We start from the raw sequence: 21,252 nt of genomic DNA on the forward strand, positions 1-21,252 counted from the left end.
TTTAATTGCATTTCAGTGATCGGAACGATTAAAACCATTCTTCATACGCATGCTAGTGATGTACAGAACTGTGTCAAGCAAAGAATCGGTTTCTTTCTTCAACTTTGCTGCCATGTCGTCATTTGCTTCAGCCAAAGCCTCACGCACTTTGTCGTTACGGAGCTCTGCAATAATAGCTTCAGGATCGCGAACTAAATCATCGTAATCTTCACCTTCATCACCTTCACGCTCTGGCTCGTAATCAGCCAAATCAACGCCAAGAAGATCTGCCACGGCAGCATCCGTAGACTTGACCATTGCGTGACCAAGGGAACCGACAACTTCCTGGTAGCGCTCAATCGAATTTGCAGTATCGTTAAATGCGGCATCCGCAAGAGCAGCAATAATGCGATTCTCCCAATAGAAGTTTTCGCTTGTTACGCGAGTAGTCGTATCTTCCAAATACTTTGGAGTGCGATTTACGTTTGGATAGAACGGAATCAAAGAATTGAAAGGATTAGAACCGTAAGTAATCCACTGAATTGCACGCATTGCTTCCGGCATGTAAGGGCGGATTTGCATTACAGCAAGCTCGCTTTGACGGTTAATGCCGATTGGACGCAACATGTGACGAGTATGCTCATCTCCAAGCTTGCCGTAAGGATCATACTCAGTGCCCTGATAGTGAGAGCTCAAAACGTACTTAACGTCTTCAATTGTTACCTTGCGCTCAGGCTGGCGAGCCCAAGGAATATCGTTGCTGTCCGGACGATGATCAGCGTCTTTACCATCCCACACTTCGTCATACGGATTCAAGAAGCGCTCCATGAACCATGCACGAGGAGTGTTGTAAACGTGGTCGGCATCCGAATGAGAGCCGAAAGCGTCGCGAGGATTGAAAGGAGAAGCGTTTTCAACCGACAAATCCAAGTGATTTTCTTCAATAAACTCAAGCAAATCAGCCGAGCACATATGCTCCTCTTGAGTGTCAAAAGCATCATCTAAATCGAACTCGTCAATTCCAAGCTGGTTTGGCATAACAACATAAGCTTCATCCGGCACACGCTTAGCAATCCAATGATGACCACCGACAGTTTCAAACCACCAAATCTCGTTCACATCCGAAAATGCAACGCCATTCATCTCATAAGTGCCGTACTTTTCAAGCAATGCGCCCAAACGCTCAACACCTTCGCGAGCGCTACGAATATAAGGCAAAACAAGCGTTAAGAAGTCTTCTTCACCAATTCCACCCGGCACTTCCGGCTTATAGTCAGCATCCCCAACTTTGCCTTGCGCTTTTTGAAGCTCAACCATTGGATCTGCGCCTAACACACGCTCGTTGGATGTAAGCGTTTCAGTTGCGCTCATTGCAACGTTTGCTTCGTTAACGCCAGCTTCTCCCCAAATTCCTTCGCGCAAGTCTGCGTTTGGCACGCTTGTGTATTGCATTGGATTATCCGGCAACTCAACTGTTACGTGGCTAAGAACAGACTTATAAACGCGAGGTTGATCTTCCGGCTTTACTACCACTAAGCGCTTTGGATTAAATTCGCCATTTGCGGAGTCTTCGTTACGCGCAATAAGCGTAGATCCGTCGTAGCTTGCTTTTCGACCAACAAGAATTGTTGTGCATGCCATATTTGCATCCTCTGTTTTTAGATTTTATATTTTATTTTTAGATTTATTACTGTTTGATTCTAACGCTTAGGCGTTAACTGCTGACCTAATTGGTTGCCCTCGTGCTTGCGTTTAGGCTTTACCAGTAAGGAACATGCCATCAGCATCTACACCTGAAGTTACGTTTCTTACTTCACGCAACAATTCATTCATATAGAATCCCGGTTTAAGGTTTGGCAAAGGCTTTTCTGTACCAAAAACTTCAAACATGTATTCGTGATCTTTATCAGGAGGCTGCGGGCCGTTGTAACGCATAGTAATTGCTGGATCAGTGCAACCAATAAATCTGCTAGCTTGCGAGTTACGTCCTTGAAGCGCTTCTGGAATCATAGAAGTCATCGTGCGAGAAAAATCTTCCGGTATTTGCAAAGCGTGAGAATCGTTAAAATCAAACATTAACGCTTCAACAGGCACGTTTGCAGCAGTCCAGTGAATCCACTCAAAACCGCATACCGGTATTGCGTCGTCGTCAACAAAACGCCAATGCAAATAATGCACGAAAGATGGCAATTTATCTATATAAAATGGAAACGAAACTACTGGAATTCCATTGATTTTATTCTGCTCCGGCGCAGCTTTAGAATAATCGTCTGGAACAGTAGTGAAATCTGTAGAAATATTCATAATTTAAGTATCTACCATTACACAACACTAATCAACTGCGCGAGTAACAAATAAACGCAAACGTTCACGTAATTTAATTGTTCAAGCAGATTGTGACGCTCAAGCAAAAAACACTACAGAAACAACGCTAACTGCATAATTTGACGGTCAATATAAAACGTGCGCCCAGAAAAATCTAAACTGGGCGCATTAACTAAAATGTAATTTTTTACCGTACTCTATTTATTTTGTAACAGCCTCCTCATGAGTTTCAGCAGCCTTAGCTGCCATAGCTGCTTTCTTAGCAGCACGCTCTTGCTTCTTAATTTCTTCAATGAACTCAGCATGCTTTACTGCAGGAAGCCAGCCAGTGTTAACAACCTTAACCTGCCATACCCAAGCCAAGGCAAACAGAATAACAGCAACAATAATCAAGCTTATAGCACCAACGCCAGCACCGAGGTGAGCGAAGTTACCCACAACAGTACCAATCCAACCAAAGTCAGCATCGCCGAAGGTGGAGTTTGCCAAGCCGAAGGAACCCATAACAGTAAGCAATACTGCTGGAAGGAATGTAATAATTAAACCGTTAATAAAACCACCGAGAATAGCACCACGACGACCACCGGTTGCATTACCAAACACGCCTGCACCACCACCATCGAAGAAGTGAGGCACCATTCCTGGGAGAATCAATGCCAATCCCCAAGCTGGACCCATCCAAATTGCAATAAGTCCGAGAGCTACAAGACCTCCAACGAAGGAAGACAAGAAGCCAATAAGAGAAGCATTAGCACCGTATGGGAATACGATTGGAATATCCAATGCTGGACGAGCGCCTGGAACGACCTTGTTAGCAATACCCTGGAATGCAGGAACCAATTCACCTAAAATAATACGAACGCCGTAGAGGATGACACTAACACCAATTCCAAATTGCAAAGCCTGAGCAAAAGCCGCCATGTAGAAGGCACTATAGTCCGTAGGATGAGACGCGAAAATCTTGAAGAGTTCCTTTACTGGCAACACAACCGAAGCCCACACTGCGAATACCAAATACAGCACAACCATCAACAAAGTCGTGGAGACCATTGAATCACGCAAGAAGCTCAATCCCTTAGGGAAGTTGATATCTTCAGTAGACTTAGACTTCTTACCAACAGCAGCACCAACAGCACCAGAAACAATGTAACTTAAGGAGTTAAAGTGACCAATCGAGAGCTTATCGCTACCAGTAATACGGTTCATAAAAGGCTGCGCAAAAGCTGGCAGAACAACCATAACCGTTGCCATAATGACAGAGCCGACAATAACAATAAGCAACTGGTTGCTTGCGCCAAAACCAACGGAAAGAACTAGAGCCAAAAGCATAGACATGAACACCATGTGGTGACCAGTCAAGAATATGTACTTCAGAGGAGTAAAGCGTGCAGCAAGAAGCATAAGAACGAAGCTGAGCACAATAATGTACGCAGAAGTAGCACCGTACTGACCTGCAGCCTGAGCAGTAATAACCTCATTTGTAGGTACAACACCATGAGCACCAGTAGACTTCAAAACCAAGTCACCAAATGGAGCAAGAGCGCCAACAACAACGCCAGCACCTGCACCCAAAATGAGGTAACCCATAGCAGCCTTTAAGCCGCCTGCAATCACCTGTCCTGCACTACGCTTGAGTGCGATAAGACCGATTGCTGCAATAATACCAATCAAATAAGCCGGCACATTCAAAATCTGCTGACTTATGAAATTTAAAACCTGAACTACAATGTTCATCTTATTTCCTTCTTTTTATTTAGAAAAAGCGAATAGCGCATGAAATAACAGTATGACTATGCCAAAGCAGTAAGCACGTAATCAGCATAATCAAACGTTTATTTGTTACACATAATTTATGCGTAACGCTCAAGCACACCCTTCACCTCTTCAACATCCATGAAATTTTCAATTGTTTCTACAGGAGTGGTAGTGCCCTCAAGCTCTGGAGCAAGCTGAGGAGAAGTGAGCACAAGATCATTCATATTGGCAGTACCTTTTGCACTTCCAGCATCGGAAGTAGTAACTGTAACATCAAGACCTAAGTCTGCTGCCGCAGCCTCAACATTGATTTTTAAAAGTACAGACGTGCCAATGCCGTTTCCGCATACACATAGAATATTCATAGATAACCTCTTTCGTTGAGTTGTATTTTTTTAATTTTGCAAAATTAGCTAATTCTTTAGTATTTAACTTTTAAGAATTGCGCGAATTTCTTTAGCGTTTTTTGCTTGCGCAAGTTCTCTAGTCTTCACAGGATTAGACAAAGCTGCAGCAACCGCGGACATAACGCCAATATGCTCATTTTCATCGTGACCTGCAAGACCAATTACTAAAGAGACCGGATCGTTGGCAGTGTTACCAAATTTAACGGGCGTACTTAAACGAATCCAGCTCAAACCACTTTTTAACACTGCTTCCGACGGGCGCGAATGCGCCAAAGCCAAGCCTGGGGCAATAACAATATACGGACCCATTTTTTCAACTGTTTCAATCATCTGATCCGTATATTCATCAGTAGTAAAGCCAGACTCCTTCAAAGCATTGCCCGCAAGACAAATAGCATCACGCCAATCTTTCGCTGCAATATCAAGGTTTACTGCAGAATCCGGGAGAAGCTCATCAATATCAGCACTCATATTTTCTCTTTTCTAAGCATGTTAATTATTCTTGATTATTTCTGATTGGTAATCGAATTTTTAATGTTCTTCGTAACGATCATATTTTGAATTACTCCCTTGGCTTATTCTTGCATGATTGAGTGGTAGAACTTTCCAGCTAAAGCCTCATGAGCTTTAGCTTTAGCTTCATCAAATGTAGTTTGAGCAAGTTCTGCTCGAACATCGTCCAAAGCAACTGGCGTCATAGAAAGCGAGTTAATACCGAGACCTGTAAGAACAATCGCTAAGTCTGGATCTGCTGCAGCTTCTCCACACACTCCGACTGGCATACCATGTGCGTTACCAGCGTCTGCAATCATTTTGATCGCGCGCAACACTGCAGGGTGCCAAGCAGTTTGATAATTAGAAACAGACCCAAGGGTTCTATCTGCTGCAAGAGTGTATTGCGTCAAATCATTCGTTCCGATAGATACAAAATCAGCAACTTGAGCAACCTCCTCGGCAACAAGAGCGATAGAAGGCACCTCTGCCATAATGCCAACCTTTTTAAGACCTTTAGATTTACCAAGTTTTACAAAATATGCTGCTTCATGTTCGTCTGAAACCATTGGAGCCATCACCCATAAGTCAGCATTCGTCACAGCATCAGCACGAGATAATGCCTCCAGCTGACCATCTAGAACATCCATATGCTGTCTTAGAGTACGCAAACCTCGAAGTCCGAGGGCAGGATTTGGTTCATCTTCAGGAGTCAAGAATGGTAACGGTTTATCTGCTCCAGCATCAAGCAATCGAATAACAACTTTCTTGCCTTCAAACTGAGATAGTAACTCTGTATAAGATTCTGTTTGTTCTTCTATACTAGGCGGTTGCTCGTTACCAATAAACAGAAATTCCGTTCGGAATAGACCTACTCCTTCTGCTCCATACTCATGAGCAGTTACGGCATCTGAGGGCTTTCCTACATTTGCCAAAAGAGGAATCAAATGACCATCTTTTGTACTTCCAGGCAATCCACGCAATTCACGAGCGCGGCTTAAACGCTCACGAGACTCTTTAACATGCGCGATCTCTTCTTCACTAGGACTGCTTATAACATGACCATTAACGGCATCTACTACAACAATTTGATGATTCTTCAGCTGAGAGGCATCGTGTGCTCCAACAACAGCAACAATTCCACGAGCACGAGCAAGAATAGCAGTGTGACTTGTAGGACCACCATCAAGAGTGACAATTGCCTGAACCTTGCTTAAATCAAGTGAAGCTGTATCAGCAGGTGAAAGATCCCTAGCAACCAGCACAAAAGGCGAATCACTTTCCGGCACCCCAGGAGCTTCAACACCAATCAAAGATGCAATAACACGCTGGCCAACATCATGCAAATCTCCTGCACGCTCAGCCATGTAACCACCAAGATTACGCAACATGTCTTCAAATTGTGCGAACCCTTCCCAAGTGGCACGTTCCGCTGTTTTCCCCTTATCAATACCAGATTCAATTGCACTTATTAACGCTGGATCCGATGCCATCTGTGCAAGAGCTTGCATAATTGGTGCTGCTTTTCGAGTCCCCTCATCCTTTGCTTCAAGAGCCTCACTTGCACGATGGTTTAGGTCTTTATTTACTTCATTTAAAGCATTTTTAACAGCCTTTTTTGCATCCTCAGCCAACACACTAACAGCACGAGGAGAATCCTCTGGCTCATGCAAAGCAGGTGCCATACACAATACTTCACCATATGCCATCGAGCGCCCAATGCCAACACCAGTGATTACCATACTTAAAACCCTCCTTTAGGTTTAGAAACTTTATTACGGCCGCAACGCCGCATAAGCATTTCTTGTAGGTAAACGTTTCTTACTAATGAAACTATACACCATTAAAAACGTTGTTACAACAAGTGAAAACGTTTTCTGTATTTTTCAATTAATTATGCTACACTTAATGTTGAAAATAGCAAACAAAAAAACCTTAAGAAAAAAATATGGTTTGCTTTTATATGAAAAATAAAAATAAAAGCAGAATTTGTTAATTATCATTCAAAGGAGAAAAAATGGCAATTGCAACTCGTACTGTTACTATTGAAGACCCAGTTGGAATACATGCTCGCCCAGCGTCAGAATTTTCTCAAGCCGCGATGTCCTCAAATTGCATTGTAACGATTGCGAAAGGCGAAGGTACCCCTGTAAGTGCGAATAGCATTCTTTCAATTATGGGATTGGGTATTACTAAAGGAGATTCAATCACAATTACCGTTGATGGTGAAGACGCTGAAAATGTAGCTAACAATCTTGTCGATGTAGTCACGAAAGGCGAATAATATAAATAAATAAGTGTACATAAACTGACAAATAAATAATATTCAATTTGCGGTGCTGTTTACCAATAATTACAGCACCGCACTTATTCGGGGGCAAATATGACAAATCAAACTAATCAAAACGCCTCCATAACTCATGTAGCAGCTCTTGCAAAAGTTTCAATTGCAACAGTATCTCGCGTACTTTCTGGTAGACGAGCCAAAGATGACGATATTGCAAAACGCGTAAGAAAAGCTGCAGAGCAGCTTAATTATTCAGTAAATTATGCAGCAAGCGCATTAAGAAGTGACACAACTAATACAATCGGCGTAGTAATAGGCACAAGCAACGTAGATGATTCATTCAGTGTAAATATGCTTTCTGCATTGGATGAAGCAGCTCATGAAATAGATAAAATACTTCTTGTTGGAACTGGAAAAGACGCAGAAGCTCAAGAAGAACGCATAGAAGAGCTTATCGGTCATAATGTTGACAGTCTTATTGTCATGCCATCTAACAATAGTGATTTAACAAAAACACTTGAAAACTACGTTGACAATCTTCCCATTGTGCAAATTGGTGGCACTGCTACTTCATTCCACGTCAATTGGGTTGGCATGGATCAAGAATCAATGATGGAAGCTGCTTTAATACATCTTTCGCATCACGATGCCCATAATATTGCTTATTTAAGTGGAAATGTTGACTCCACACAAAGCGCAAACCTATTTGCCAATTTTCAGACTGCTGCAAGCCGATTAAGTTTACTTTCTGAGCCAGATTGGACAACTTTTGGAGAACTTACTTATCAACGTGGATTCAAGGATACAATGCGGCTTTTTTCTGATTCTACTGCTAAGCAATCTCGCAAACCAGACGCTGTTATTTGCGCAAATGACGCTGTCGCACTTGGAGCACTTCTAGCTTTAGATGAGCTTTCTTTGCAAGTTCCGCAGGATGTTCTCGTAATAGGTTACGGAGATAGCAGACAGGCAGAAATATCTGAACCAAAGCTTTCTTCAATCCGTCCTCCGTACCAGCAAATTGCACGCGAAGCAATCCGCCTAACCGCTGTCAACAAATCAGAGCAACATTGGTTACCTGCACATATGGAGTTTAGACCAGAAATCATGCGACGCGAATCAACAAATTCACCAAGAATAGGCACAAGCGATATGTCACTTCCGTGGAGGATATAATACTTTTGTATTTTATTGACTTTGCAAAAGTGAGCAAAATAGCGCTTCAAAAACAAGAGTTGCGTTACCATTTCTCGAAAGCCGACGACGAGCAGTAGCAATACTGTCAACGCAATCCAAGGCACTACTTGCTGTCATGCTTTGTGCCAACTGGACAATTCTAGACTTGTATTCCTGATTTATAATTGGCGAAGACTTTTGCGCGTCGTTAATAACAACTAAAACGTCTCTATACACGCTATCGATTGCGTCAAGAGAACGGCATAACACGTCACGGCTTACACGAGTTACTTTACGTTTTACATCATCCTTTTTTCCAATTGCATTGTAGTTTGCGCGCAATTTGGGCGGAATGCGATCCTCATCGCCTAATCCGTTAATTCTGCGAAATTCTTTTTGTTGATCCTCAACATTTCGCTGAACCTCATCTTCTGCTTGTGCTTTTGCATCGTCAATAAGCATTGCAGCAAGCATAATTGCGTCGGCAGCATCATGCATACGAAGCAATCCTGCAACAAGCTCATCTCGCCTACTTAAAGCACGCTCATCGCTTGCGTAAATAAAAGCAGTTGCTATATTTCCTTGAGAAAGCCTGGCTGCACGACTCGCTAGCTTATTATCCGCATCCGTTTTTTTAGTAAGATATTCTGCTATAGACTGCTCGTTTGGAGTAGCTAATTGCACAAGTTGTGTACGCGAACGAATTGTTGGAAGCACATCCATAACACTTGAAGCGCATAAAAGCCAAATCGTATGCTCACTTGGCTCTTCAATCTCTTTAAGAAGAACGTTCGTGCTACGTTCCAACATTCGGTCAACATCTTCAATAATTATGATTCGCCAAGGAGCAGTGCTAGGCATCTGCTCAGAAATCCCAATTGCCTCACGCACATCGTCAATGCTAAGAGTTACGCCTTTTGTTGCAAGCGTATGCACATCAGGATGCGATCCTGCTAAAACTTCTTTGGTAGTTTTACTAAGCTCACCTTCGCCACTAATTCCATCACTGCCTTCTCCATGATCCGGACTTTCGAGAGCTGCAGCGAAAGCGCGCGCAACTTGCGCACTACCGAAGCCAGCAGATCCGCAAATCAGCCAAGATTGCGCTATTTTGCTAGCGTCCGCACAAGCAATGTTTCGCAATCGCGAAACTACCTGTTCTTGCCCAATAACGCTATCCCACACACTCATCGCTTCACCCCCTGCATAGCTTCTCTACTTCTTCACTTTATAAAGTTCGCCACTTTATTTAGTTTCAATTTCTTTAATTAAGTTATGTACGTCTTGCACAATAAGTTCAAATAATGATTTCGCCGAGAACGTTGCGTCTAATACGCGATAACGATCTGCAGACTCCTGCGCTAAATCTAAAAATGCTTCTCTAGTGCGACGAGCGAAATCTATTCCAGCTGATTCCATGCGATCTTGCTCGCGATGCAAACGCTTAAAAGCATCTTCCGGTTGCATATCTAGCAAATAAGTGCGATTAGGCCATAGCGAATCCGTTGCCCACTCACTTAAAGTTCGCACATCATCCTTAGTCAATTCGCGACCGCCTGCTTGGTAAGCAAGCGAAGAATCAATATAACGATCCGTTATTACTACTGCACCACGGCTAAGTGCCGGGCGAATCACTTGCGCAACATGCTGTGCACGATCCGCAGCAAAAAGCAAAGCTTCTGTTCTGGCAGATACACTCGTGCCATGCAACAGTATTTCGCGCAAAGTTTTACCCAACTGCGTACCGCCAGGCTCACGCGTCACTACAACTTCTCGCCCCAAAGATTGCAAATGATCTTTAAGAGCCTCAACTTGCGTAGTTTTGCCAACGCCATCAATGCCCTCGAAAGAAATAAATAAACCTTTCTTTGCATAAGATTGCTCACTTCTGCAGCCGCAGTTTCCTCCGCAAGCGCAGCCACCAGAAAAATCGTCATTCTTAGATGCCATATTTTTTGACTCCATATGCAAGGTCTATTTAATCTTTAGATTTTATTCTATGCTTTTTTAGCGGTAGATTTCTTTGAAGTAGTCTTCTTTGTAGAAGTTTTCTTTGCGATAGATTTTTTCGCAGTAGACTTCTTTTCAGAAGATTTTGCAGTGCTCTTAGTCGCGCGCTTTTTGCGTTTTACGGGACCTGCGGCACGCTTTTGCGCCAAAAGTGCAAACGCATCCTGCGGATCAATCGATTCAGGCGTATACTGCTTTGGCAAAGTGCGATTCGTTTCACCATCAGTAATATAAGCTCCGTAGAAACCATCCTTAATCACTACTGGCTTTCCAGTTTCAGGATCTGCGCCAAGCTCACGAAGAGGCGGCTTGGCGGCACCACGAGTACGCTTAACGTACTTTGGTTGCGCAAATAAATCTTTCGCTTCTTGCAAAGTAACAGTAAAAATAGCATCTTCACTAGAAAGGGATCGCGTATCCGGCTTAGATTCCACAGTTTCTCCAGCAGAAGTATCTACAGCAGAATATGTTTTAGTTAAATATGGACCGTAACGACCATTATTTGCTTCGATACGAGCTAGTTTTACAACGCCTTCGGCATCAACTTCTTCATACTCACCAACCAAACGTGGCAAATTCAAGAGTTGCAACGCTTCTTGCAAAGTCAAAGTCGCTGGATCCATGGTTTTAAACAAAGAAGCCATTTTTGGACGAGCTTTAGAAGCCTTAGAAGACTTAGAATCTTCCGCGTTATCCTGCTCTTCTACCAGTGCCACGTACGGACCAAAACGACCATTGCGCACTTCTACGTTCCCACCCGTTTCTGGATCTACTCCAAGCACACGTGGACCTTCAGCATTATTCTCAAGCAATTCTCGAGCAGCATCAACAGTTAACTCATCTGGAGCTAAAGTTTCTGGCAAAGAAGCATGACGAGGGTTGCCTTCAGCATCAAGATTCTTAATGTCTTCCAAGTACGGACCATAGCGTCCAATACGCACATGCAAACCATCGCCAATGTCTATGGTATTTATTTCACGCGCATCAATTTCACCAAGCTCTGCAACCTGCTGTTGCAAACCAATATGAGCTTCATCAGCAGAATTAGCAGCACCCTCACCGGAACCGAAATAGAATCTAGTTAGCCAATCGCGACCGGTTTCTTCACCGTGCGCAATTCTGTCCAAACCATTTTCCATATCAGCAGTAAACGCGTAATCAACATACTTTGGGAAATTCGCTTCCAAAAGTTTAATTACAGCAAAAGCAAGCCAAGAAGGAATTAACGCACGTCCACGCTCATACACGTATCCGCGATCAATAATTGTAGAAATAATCGTTGCGTAAGTAGAAGGGCGTCCTATTTCCTTAGCTTCCAAAGTTTTAACTAAAGAAGCTTCAGTATATCTTGCAGGAGACTGAGTTTCGTGAGAATCCGCACTAACACTTTTAGCTTCAAGAACATCCCCAGCTTGCATTTGAGGAAGTGCCTTATCGCTTTCACCTTCAGTTGCATGAGCATTGCCAAAAACCTTCATAAAACCAGCAAAAGTAATTACTGTTCCAGAAGCTTGGAACAAAGCTTCTCCATATTCTCCAGCAGAAGCATTTAACTTAACAGTTGCTGTAAAACCTGTAGCATCAGCCATTTGTGACGCAAGGGTTCGTTGCCAAATAAGCGTATACAATTTTAGCTGATCCGCAGGTAATTTATCTGCAAGCTCGTCCGGGCTTAAGAAACGCGCTCCAGCAGGGCGAATACATTCATGAGCTTCCTGCGCTCCTGCAGACGTAGTTGCGTACTGCTTAGGAGATTGCGAAACATATTCGTCGCCAAATGCTGCACGAGCAGCACTACGCGCAGCTTCGATAGCTTCTTTGGAAAGCGTTACGGAATCCGTACGCATGTAAGTGATATAGCCGTTTTCGTATAGAGATTGTGCAGCTCGCATAGTTTGGCGAGAGCTCATTGAAAGTCGGTTTCCAGCAGTTTGCTGCAAAGTTGATGTAGTAAAAGGTGGCAAAGGACGACGACGATACGGCTTCGTTTCCATAGAGTCAACTACAAAATCTGAATTCTCAAGAGCTTTAGAAAGCTTAGATGCAAAATCAGCATCAACATGCAAAGCTTTTTGTGATTCATCTTTTGTAGAGACCAACTCACCTTTTGAATTGAAATCTTTAGAACCAGCCAAACGACGACCAGAAAGCTCGCTCATGCGCGCTTCAAAATCAACATTTTCGCCATCTGAGCCTTTAGAACTTAAAACCGCGCTAATATCCCAGTAAGACGCCTTAGTAAACGCCATACGCTCGCGTTCGCGCTCAACAATCAACCTAGTAGCAACAGACTGCACGCGTCCAGCAGAAAGACCAGGACCAACTTTCCTCCACAAAACAGGAGAAAGCTCATATCCATACAAACGGTCTAACACACGACGAGTTTCTTGCGCATCAACCATATTGTCGTCAACATTTCGAGTATTACTAAGCGAGGCTTGAATTGCATCCTTAGTAATCTCATGAAACACCATACGCTTTACTGGCACAGTTGGCTTCAACGCTTCTACCAAGTGCCACGCAATAGCTTCACCTTCGCGATCCTCATCAGTTGCCAGATATAATTCGTCAGCTTTTGCGAGCGCAGACTTTAAATCGGAAACAGTTTTCTTTTTATCTGAGCCAACTACGTAATATGGCGCAAAACCATGATCGACATCTACACCAAACTTGCCAAACGCTGCTTTGCGTGAGGCTGGAACTTGGCTTGGCTGAGCGAGATCGCGAATATGCCCAACTGAAGCCATGACGGTGTAGCCATTTCCTAAATACCCGCCAATTTTTCGCGCTTTCGTGGGAGACTCCACAATGACTAGCTTATTCTGTGCTGCCATATTCGCTCCTTTCCTAACACAATCGAACATATAATTCCGAACTATATGTTTCACGCTAACTGTATCGCAACTTAAGTTATACGTCTATTACATTCCACCTCGGTGGATAAAAGCAGATAGAGTAGACAATATTACTTAGAAGCAGATGGAGGCGTCGGCGGAGCGCCTACTAATCCAAGCCTACTCAACGGCGAAGCTGTAGAGTGACGCATTACCATAATTACGCCAAAAACAAGCAAAGACACACCTATAATCAGCCAATAAGTTGCTACATAAGATACGCTTGCAGCCCATTGAGCAAAAATATCAACACCAGGAAGAATTTGCCATATTAAATAAAGTGCATACAAACACGCCAACACACCAATCGTAATCATAGAGCTTCCTACAATTTGAACGCTAATTGAGGAACGTCGATAAGCTGGCATATCCATTCCACTACTGCGAGTGCATGCGAGTATAATAAGCGTTACAGCACCAACGATAAGTAATGACATAAGAACGTCAGAAACTCTATGCCAATGCGCTGCAACCAACGAAAGTTCCACAAGAACGCTTATAAAAGCTGCAGCTACCGCTGCCCATGCGCGCCAAACACGCGAAACTGCGCAAATAAGCAACGCACATGATGCAGTAATAAGTAAGGTATGACCTGAAGGTGCTGAATTTGCAGACAAATATTCAATACTTATAAGCATTGGGCGCGGAAGAATTTTTTTCAATGGTTCAGCAGCAGCCGAAAGAATAATAATTCCAGCACATTGACCAAGAAGCCACCAACGTTTACGAATACAAACTACTATGAGTGAAACAAGAGCAATTATTATGCTAGTAACTATAACAACCATAGAAACGCTTATAGGTCGCAAACAAAATGCAAGCCAAGATGGCGTACCATGAGAACCAAATCCATCAATTACCATTTCTTCATAGCTTTGACCAAGTACTGTTTGCACACTAATAAACCATATGAACGCAGCAGAAGCCAAGAAAACAATTGCAATAGCAACACACCACAATATGGTAGATATTCTAGGACGCTTTACAAGCTGACCAAGCTGATCAATATCATCTGCATCTGATAGAGAATCTTTAGAAGATAACTGATTAGTCGAATACGACAAATCGGACGAGCCAGACAAATCAGATTGACGCTTAGTTTGTTTCACAAACTGTTTTACAGACTGTTTAGAAGATTTTTCTTCATTATTTTCTGGAAATAAAGGCGATATTTTTTCGTCATTATCTTCAGATGAGATTGGAGAAAATGGCGTAATAGTATTAATCGAATCCAAAGGATGCGAATAGTCACCACCTTCACTGTTGCGATTAACATCTTGCGAAGTTCCACCTACCGGCAGCGCATCATTTTTCTCAGCAGAATCATCATGCTGATTGTCAATGCTATTGGATTGAATTCCTGCAAATTCTTCACTCATACTTTAGACTTTACGACAGTATTTACGACCGCGCTAGTTTTACGCATAATAAAACCTCCGCGCACCCACCAGAGGCCACTTACCCTTGCTGCATTTCTGCCCTGGGGGGATTGGGTGACTTAGTGCCACACGGAGGCTCTATCTATATTACACGATTTTCGCTACATGTCGAGTAGTAATAAATTATGCGCGCCACACGCTCTTGCCATGCTCTTTTGCAAATTCAGTATCTTCATCAAGCTGAGACTCGTTAGCTTCAACATCACCGGCAATATAGCGTTCAACTAATTGGCGAGCTTCACTATCTTCATGCTGAACTGCAGGAGACTTCATAAAATATGAACTTGGAGCCAAAACCGGACCAGAAAGCTTGCGATCCAAAGCAATTTTTGCGGCTCGAACAGCATCGATAACAATTCCGGCAGAATTTGGAGAATCCCAAACCTCAAGCTTGTACTCCAAATTCAAAGGAACATCACCAAAAGTAGTACCTTCCAAACGCACGAAAGCAAACTTGCGATCATCCAACCAAGCTACGTAGTCAGAAGGCCCAATATGAACATTATGCTCATCCATTTCATGAGGCACGATTGAAGTTACTGCACGAGTCTTAGAAATCTTTTTAGACTCAAGTCTTGAACGCTGAAGCATGTTCATAAAGTCCATGTTTCCACCAACATTCAGCTGATACGTGCGATCCAAACGCACACCGCGATCCTCAAAAAGTCGAGCCATAACGCGGTGAGTAATAGTTGCACCTACCTGACTTTTAATGTCATCGCCAATAATAGGAACTCCAGCATCACGGAATTTTTGCGCCCACTCAGGATCAGAAGCAATGAAGACTGGCAGACAGTTTACAAATGCGCATCCAGCTTCCATTGCAAATGTTGCGTAGGCTTTATCTGCCTCTTCGGAGCCGACTGGCAAATAAGAAACAAGCACATCAACATGCTTATCTCGCAAAACTTGAGCTACGTCAACAGGCTCAGCCTCGGACTCGTCAATCATCTCGCGATAATAATCACCTAAGCCGTCATAAGTTGGACCACGCAATACTTCTACACCCAAATTTGGTACATCAGCAAAACGAATTGTGTTATTTTGTGAAGCGCCAATTGCTTCACTTAAATCATGCCCAACCTTTAGAGAATCAACATCAAACGCCGTAACAAACTCAATATCGCGCACACGATACTGGCCAAATACAGCGTGCATCAACCCTGGAATTTTCTCACCGTCATCAGCGTTTTTGTAATATTCAACGCCCTGAACCAGCGACGAAGCACAATTGCCGACACCGGCAATGGCAACGCGGATGCTCATATAGACTCCTTGCCCTGCAAAATAAGCGACATTACATTATGCCGCACCATACACATTTCATAATACTATTGCTTTAACAAATATGTACTAATATTCAATATTTTTAATCTTTTCTAAACAAAAACATGCTGTTTTGTAGAAAAATTCAACACCGGACGCTACGGTGGAATGTATGGTTGCACGTAAAGATGGAAGACGAGCGTCTACTTCGCATGAGAAAGCTACTCGAAGCATATCGTCACAATCACAAAAAAATACGAATATGCCTTCATCTGTCCCACCACGCGGACAAGAATCATATCGTCCAAATTCGTATTCTTTTGAATCAAACAAAAGCAGCCGTAATTCAAGATTCGAACGTTCTCGCGCAGCAACACGCAGAAGGCGTCGTAGAACTTGGCGAGGCAGACATCCTATTATTTTTTGGGCGCTTATCGTTATTTTTGTGCCAATTTTGCTAGGCACAATTGTTTTTGCTTATCTGTATGCAACTACAGACATACCGGCACCAGACAAAGTTGCTATGGCAGATAAGACGAAAGTGTATTATTCAGATGGCAAAACTGAATTAGGTTCGTTCGCTGAGCAAAATCGCGAAATTATCAATTGTTCAGTACTACCTAAATATGTTGGTAAAGCAATAGTTGCTTCAGAAAATCGTTCCTTCTACCACGATGGCGGAATAGATTTTAAAGGAATTGGACGCGCACTACTTCATAACATCACAAAGCACGGGCGTTGGGGCGGCTCAACTATTACGCAACAATATGCGGAAAGATATTATCTCGGTGAAACAAAAACTTATTTTGGAAAACTAAAAGAAGCTATTTTAGCTTTGAAAATTGCGCAAACTCAAGATAAAAATACAGTACTTTGCAATTATATGAATACTATTTACTTGGGTAGAGGAGCATACGGAATTCAAGCTGCAGCCAAAGCATATTTCGGCATAGAAGCAAAAGATTTGTCACTTTCGCAAGCTGCACTTTTAGCAGGTATTATTCCAGCACCAAGTAGCTGGGATCCTGCAATTGGTCCAAAAGAAGCAGGCATTCGTTTTAGGCGCGTGTTACGCATTATGAAAGAAGATGGCTACATTACAGCCTCTCAGGCAGCGCAAGCAAAAATGCCTAAAACTATTACTCAGACGACTCAAAACATTTACGCAGGTCAACAAGGTTACTTATTGCATATGGTTCGCGATGAGTTAACTAGGAATGGCGCTTTTACACAGGAAGATCTCGACAGTGGTGGATATCGCATTATTACTACTATCGATAAAGCTAAGCAAGATTTAATGTTCAAAGTTGCAAGTCCTTCTCAAGATGGACGAGGAATTGTGCCAGAAGGACTGCAAGTTGGCGGAATTTCAATAAATGCAAAAGATGGTTCAATCATTTCCGTTTACGCAGGAGACGATTATCTAAAGAAACAGCTTAATAACGCCACACAAGCGCTTTATGAGCCAGGCTCTACTATGAAGCCTTTTGCGCTTATGGGAGCAATTCAGGCTGGCACTAGCTTGGATACGATGTTCAATGGCAATTCTCCACGCAAGTTTGATGGGATCGATAAACCTGTTGGAAACTTTGCAAACATGAGCTATGGCACCATTAACTTATACAATGCAACTGCAAATTCTGTGAACACAGTGTATATGGATTTGCAAAGTAAACTTGGCGCTAAAAAAGTTGCTCATACCGCAGTTATGGCAGGCTTAAATCCTGAACGAGTCAATGGTAAGAATCCGTTTACTGTGCTCGGAAACGATTCTGTACATGTAAGCGAAATTGCGCGCGCATATGCAACATTTGCAAACCAAGGAAGACGCCCAGATTTGCATATTGTTGCCAGCGTAAAAAATCCTGACGGTAAAGAGTTCTACCGTGCACCAACAGCTGGAAAGCAAGTATTCTCACCAGCCGATGCCGCTTTAGCTACAAAAGCAATGATTGGCGTAGTGCAACATGGTACAGCAACTGAAGCTCGCGCTGTAGGTAGAGAAATTGCAGGAAAGTCTGGAACAGCAAACGATGAAACTGCTGGTAGCTTTGTAGGATTTACGCCAAATATTGTTACCGCATTTGCTATATGGAATCCAGACGCAAAAGGTAGCCCACAAGTAATTAAACCGTTCCACGGATATCTTGGCGGAAGCGACTACCCTGTGCACTTGTTTACAAGATACATGCGTCAAGCGGTAATAGGAACCCCGAATACTAAATTCCCTGAAGCAAAAGACACAGGCAAAATTGGCGGACCTGATGGAAAATGGGGATTAGGCGAACAACACACATTCACGCACGCAAAAACTGAGAATGAAGATAAGGATAAAAACAAGGACAAAGATAAAGACAAGGACAACGACAACGATTTAGACCTTGATAGCCAGCTGTATGGTCGTGACGATTCATCATCGGGCGGCGTTGGCAGCTACGATAATAATTCTGGCGGTCATGGTTATGACAATAACTATGACACAACTGGAGGAAACTAGTAAATCAACTGTAGCTAATTTACAAACAGATATGCGAATAGCTATCTAAATAAATAGCTAAATAGTTTATTAATTAGTTTTGCTAGTTTGTTAATTAGTTTCGACTCAAAACAATGTTCTCAAGCATTTTAGCAGTCACATTTTCATAACCGTTAAGTTCTGCGTGATGCTTGCTTTCAGATATGTTTGCGCGCGAAAAACCTGTTTGTGCAATTACAGTTGCTCCGGAATTAATTGCGGCAGTAAGACCAGATAGAGAATCTTCTATGGCAATGCAATTAGCCATCTGCTTCGCAACTTCCTCGTCCGTACCCTCAATGCCAACCATTTTTCCTGCAGCAAGATATGGCTCAGCACTAGGCTTTGGTTTAAATCCATCATCTCCACACACATACCCAGCGAAAGTGCCTTCTGGAGCGTGATTCACAATATTTTCAACCAAACAACGCGGCGAATTACTCACCAAAATTGAAGGAATGCCAGCATCCGTAAGGCTTTTAAGTACGTCTAAAACTCCTGGAACCCATGGCACGGATTCAGCTTCACGAGCAGCAACGTAATCAACCATACCTTTGCCGATTTCTTCTACAGTAAGTTTTGTACCGCTTGGAATCATTTTATTGGCAACAGTTTCAAGGGATCCGCCGGAACATTCCCAAGCTAAATCTTCATCCCAGTAACCACCGTATTTTTTTACTAAATAAAATTCCGACTCATGCCAATACGGCTCGGAATCTATAAGAGTGCCATCCATGTCCCAAAAAACTGCACGCAACACATGTTTTTCTTCACTAGAGTTAAGAGTACTTACACACACATTCGTCGTCTGTTCAGCCATTCACAATCCTTTATATTGCATATATTTGCTTTAGCTTTTGTAGCGCATTATTTCGCACTAATTTTGTATTACTTTTCGCACTATTAATTCTTCTCGCTAATTTCTCACTTAAGCACAATAAGTAGCCATGCCTACGTTACTATATGCTCCACGCTCTCCACAACACCACAGATTTTTCATCCAAAGACTTTCGATTTTTATAATTACTGTTATAGCTTTCCGAAGAATACGACGAAGGTAACGCTCGTCTCTCTGTAAGAATATCCCGCCTCCAGCGACGCGCATTGCGAGAACGCTGCATTTCCACAATGTCACCATCTGCATTTGCAGCAAAAATGTTGCGCTCTGAAGACTCTGCAGAATCTAACAAATGCCTTACTTGTCTTTTCAGCTGTCGATTTTCTTCTTGCAAATCAAGTATTTGCATGATGCCAGCAAGATTAATGCCTTCATTTTGGCTTAAATGCTGAGTTTGCACAATCCTGTCTATATCTCGCAAAGAATAACGGCGAGCGCCGCCTTCAGTCCTATTCGGCATTATTAAATGAAGCCGATCATACTGTCGTAAAGTTTGCGGGTGCGTATTAGTTAGGCGTGCCACATGGCTTACGGTAAATATTGGCAAATCAAGAACAAATCCTACTTCATCTGCCCCGTCAAGCGTTGCAGTACCACGCACTAAAGCAACTGCACACATTTCATACAGTGCTTTAGTTTCACGCGTTATTGGTGTCATAGCACGCCTTCCTTTGCCCTTTTTAGTATGTTTAAAGCACTGTTACAAGCAATTCAACAGTGTTTAACCTACTAAATTATTGTTAACTTAGTTTTGTCTTAATTTTTTAATTTCTTCAGCATAAGTTTCGCCAGCAGTTTTATCAAATTCTTTTGCAACGCGTCTAAGAGACATGCTCGAACGCTTTGGCAAACGAATCTGCACAACACCAACAAAATCGCCATTCTTTCCAGGCACTCCAGCACCTTCTATACGAACTTCATCGCCGCTTGAAACACAAGCTGGAACTTTGAAAGTAACAGGATTGCCGTCTATGTCGTTTACACTAACCTTTGCACCATGCACTGCTTCACTTAACGTTAGCGGCAATGTAGAAATCAAATCGTCGCCTCGCAAAGTAAATTTATCTGATGCTTCTACTTGAACATGCAAGTACAAGTCACCTGCAGCACCACCGAACTTGCCTGGCTTGCCTTTTCCTTTCAAACGAATTTTCTGTCCGGTTTTTACACCAGCTGGAATATGCGTTTTAAAAGTTTCACCAGCCGCACGCAACGATACTGTAGCGCCTTTAAAAGCTTGCTTAAATGTGAGCTTTATATCGGTTGTTATATCTTCGCCAACTTCAGGCACATTAGCTTCCTGCGGTTGAGAATACCTCTCACCACCAAAGCCACTCGTACCCTGGAATCCTGCTGAATCTTGAGAGCGCTGACCTCCACCAAACATAGAGAAAATGTCGCTCATATTTGGTCCAGCACCGTTGGATGTAAAGCGAATGCGCGAACCGTTTCCGCCCATGCCACCCATGCTGCCCATGCCAGAGCCGCCGTTGAACATAGAGAAAATGTCCGAGAAGCTCGACGCATCGAAACCGCCAGCACCACCTGCTCCTCCAGCGAAACGAGCACCACCAGCACCAAATTGGCGGATAGCATCGTAACGTTGGCGAGTTTGACTATCTTTTAGTACGTCGTAAGCTTCAGAAACATCCTTAAATTTTTCTTCAGCTTCTTTTGTTTTGTTTAAATCAGGGTGATATTTACGAGCAAGTTTGCGATACGCTTTGGTAATCGTTGCCTCATCTGCGTCTTTGGAGACACCGAGAACCTTATAAAAATCCTTAGCTAACCATTCATTTTCAGCCATTT

The 21,252-nt window shown here is 42.9% G+C and carries 17 protein-coding genes and 1 other RNA gene; 3 read left to right on the plus strand and 15 right to left on the minus strand.

Annotated elements, in window-relative coordinates:
- Positions 1 to 12 precede the first annotated feature (12 nt).
- The 6 genes from HXT37_RS06450 to ptsP all read right to left on the minus strand — a co-directional run bounded on the left by HXT37_RS06450 (position 13) and on the right by ptsP (position 6,700).
- On the minus strand, positions 13 to 1,620 hold the full coding sequence (locus HXT37_RS06450) for a C69 family dipeptidase (protein WP_415692837.1): 1,608 nt from the start codon (positions 1,618 to 1,620) through the stop codon (positions 13 to 15).
- 111 nt (positions 1,621 to 1,731) lie between these two features.
- Complete coding sequence (locus HXT37_RS06455) at positions 1,732 to 2,283, minus strand: YbhB/YbcL family Raf kinase inhibitor-like protein (RefSeq protein ID WP_004108030.1); 552 nt, start codon at positions 2,281 to 2,283, stop codon at positions 1,732 to 1,734.
- Positions 2,284 to 2,505: 222 nt separating this feature from the next.
- A complete protein-coding gene (locus tag HXT37_RS06460) occupies positions 2,506 to 4,038 on the minus strand; it encodes a PTS ascorbate transporter subunit IIC (RefSeq protein WP_012914509.1) in 1,533 nt (510 codons plus the stop codon).
- Between the two features lie 116 nt (positions 4,039 to 4,154).
- Positions 4,155 to 4,424, minus strand: a complete 270-nt coding sequence (locus HXT37_RS06465) for a PTS sugar transporter subunit IIB (RefSeq protein WP_004104746.1) — start codon at positions 4,422 to 4,424, stop codon at positions 4,155 to 4,157.
- A gap of 63 nt (positions 4,425 to 4,487) precedes the next feature.
- Positions 4,488 to 4,937, minus strand: coding sequence for a PTS sugar transporter subunit IIA (locus HXT37_RS06470; RefSeq protein ID WP_004108034.1), 450 nt, complete (start codon positions 4,935 to 4,937; stop codon positions 4,488 to 4,490).
- Positions 4,938 to 5,041: 104 nt separating this feature from the next.
- Complete coding sequence (ptsP, locus tag HXT37_RS06475) at positions 5,042 to 6,700, minus strand: phosphoenolpyruvate--protein phosphotransferase (RefSeq protein WP_033888406.1); 1,659 nt, start codon at positions 6,698 to 6,700, stop codon at positions 5,042 to 5,044.
- A 275-nt stretch (positions 6,701 to 6,975) separates the two neighbouring features.
- On the opposite strand from ptsP, the gene HXT37_RS06480 reads away from it, so the two are divergent.
- Positions 6,976 to 7,242: an HPr family phosphocarrier protein gene (locus HXT37_RS06480; RefSeq protein ID WP_004108039.1), complete on the plus strand. Its 267-nt coding sequence runs from the start codon at positions 6,976 to 6,978 to the stop codon at positions 7,240 to 7,242.
- Positions 7,243 to 7,341: 99 nt separating this feature from the next.
- Entirely contained in the window at positions 7,342 to 8,421 is a 1,080-nt protein-coding gene (locus HXT37_RS06485) for a LacI family DNA-binding transcriptional regulator (RefSeq protein WP_004108041.1), read from the plus strand.
- 12 nt (positions 8,422 to 8,433) lie between these two features.
- Here the strand turns inward: HXT37_RS06485 and HXT37_RS06490 are convergent, their stop codons facing one another.
- The 6 genes from HXT37_RS06490 to HXT37_RS06515 all read right to left on the minus strand — a co-directional run bounded on the left by HXT37_RS06490 (position 8,434) and on the right by HXT37_RS06515 (position 16,030).
- The gene (locus tag HXT37_RS06490; RefSeq protein ID WP_004108043.1) at positions 8,434 to 9,612 is read right to left on the minus strand and encodes a DNA polymerase III subunit delta'; all 1,179 of its coding nucleotides are present in this window, start codon (positions 9,610 to 9,612) and stop codon (positions 8,434 to 8,436) included.
- Between the two features lie 54 nt (positions 9,613 to 9,666).
- Positions 9,667 to 10,371: a dTMP kinase gene (gene tmk / locus HXT37_RS06495; protein WP_421779483.1), complete on the minus strand. Its 705-nt coding sequence runs from the start codon at positions 10,369 to 10,371 to the stop codon at positions 9,667 to 9,669.
- Between the two features lie 47 nt (positions 10,372 to 10,418).
- Entirely contained in the window at positions 10,419 to 13,265 is a 2,847-nt protein-coding gene (topA, locus tag HXT37_RS06500; RefSeq protein WP_033888407.1) for a type I DNA topoisomerase, read from the minus strand.
- 131 nt (positions 13,266 to 13,396) lie between these two features.
- Positions 13,397 to 14,704, minus strand: a complete 1,308-nt coding sequence (locus HXT37_RS06505; RefSeq protein ID WP_012914515.1) for a phosphatase PAP2 family protein — start codon at positions 14,702 to 14,704, stop codon at positions 13,397 to 13,399.
- Between the two features lie 45 nt (positions 14,705 to 14,749).
- An RNA gene (ffs, locus tag HXT37_RS06510) (signal recognition particle sRNA small type) lies at positions 14,750 to 14,846 on the minus strand.
- Positions 14,847 to 14,887: 41 nt separating this feature from the next.
- A complete protein-coding gene (locus HXT37_RS06515; protein WP_012914516.1) occupies positions 14,888 to 16,030 on the minus strand; it encodes an inositol-3-phosphate synthase in 1,143 nt (380 codons plus the stop codon).
- Between the two features lie 172 nt (positions 16,031 to 16,202).
- On the opposite strand from HXT37_RS06515, the gene HXT37_RS06520 reads away from it, so the two are divergent.
- Entirely contained in the window at positions 16,203 to 18,527 is a 2,325-nt protein-coding gene (locus tag HXT37_RS06520; protein WP_421779484.1) for a transglycosylase domain-containing protein, read from the plus strand.
- Positions 18,528 to 18,621: 94 nt separating this feature from the next.
- On the opposite strand, the gene HXT37_RS06525 is transcribed toward HXT37_RS06520, so the two are convergent.
- The 3 genes from HXT37_RS06525 to HXT37_RS06535 form a co-directional block, all read right to left on the minus strand.
- Positions 18,622 to 19,365, minus strand: coding sequence for an HAD family hydrolase (locus HXT37_RS06525; RefSeq protein ID WP_076003096.1), 744 nt, complete (start codon positions 19,363 to 19,365; stop codon positions 18,622 to 18,624).
- Positions 19,366 to 19,504: 139 nt separating this feature from the next.
- A complete protein-coding gene (locus HXT37_RS06530) occupies positions 19,505 to 20,101 on the minus strand; it encodes a heat shock protein transcriptional repressor HspR (RefSeq protein WP_076003097.1) in 597 nt (198 codons plus the stop codon).
- 87 nt (positions 20,102 to 20,188) lie between these two features.
- A complete protein-coding gene (locus HXT37_RS06535) occupies positions 20,189 to 21,250 on the minus strand; it encodes a DnaJ C-terminal domain-containing protein (RefSeq protein ID WP_415692841.1) in 1,062 nt (353 codons plus the stop codon).
- Between the last annotated feature and the right edge of the window lie 2 nt (positions 21,251 to 21,252).

Source organism: Gardnerella sp. DNF01151 (assembly GCF_049244235.1).
GTDB classification, from domain to species: Bacteria; Actinomycetota; Actinomycetes; order Actinomycetales; family Bifidobacteriaceae; genus Bifidobacterium; species Bifidobacterium swidsinskii.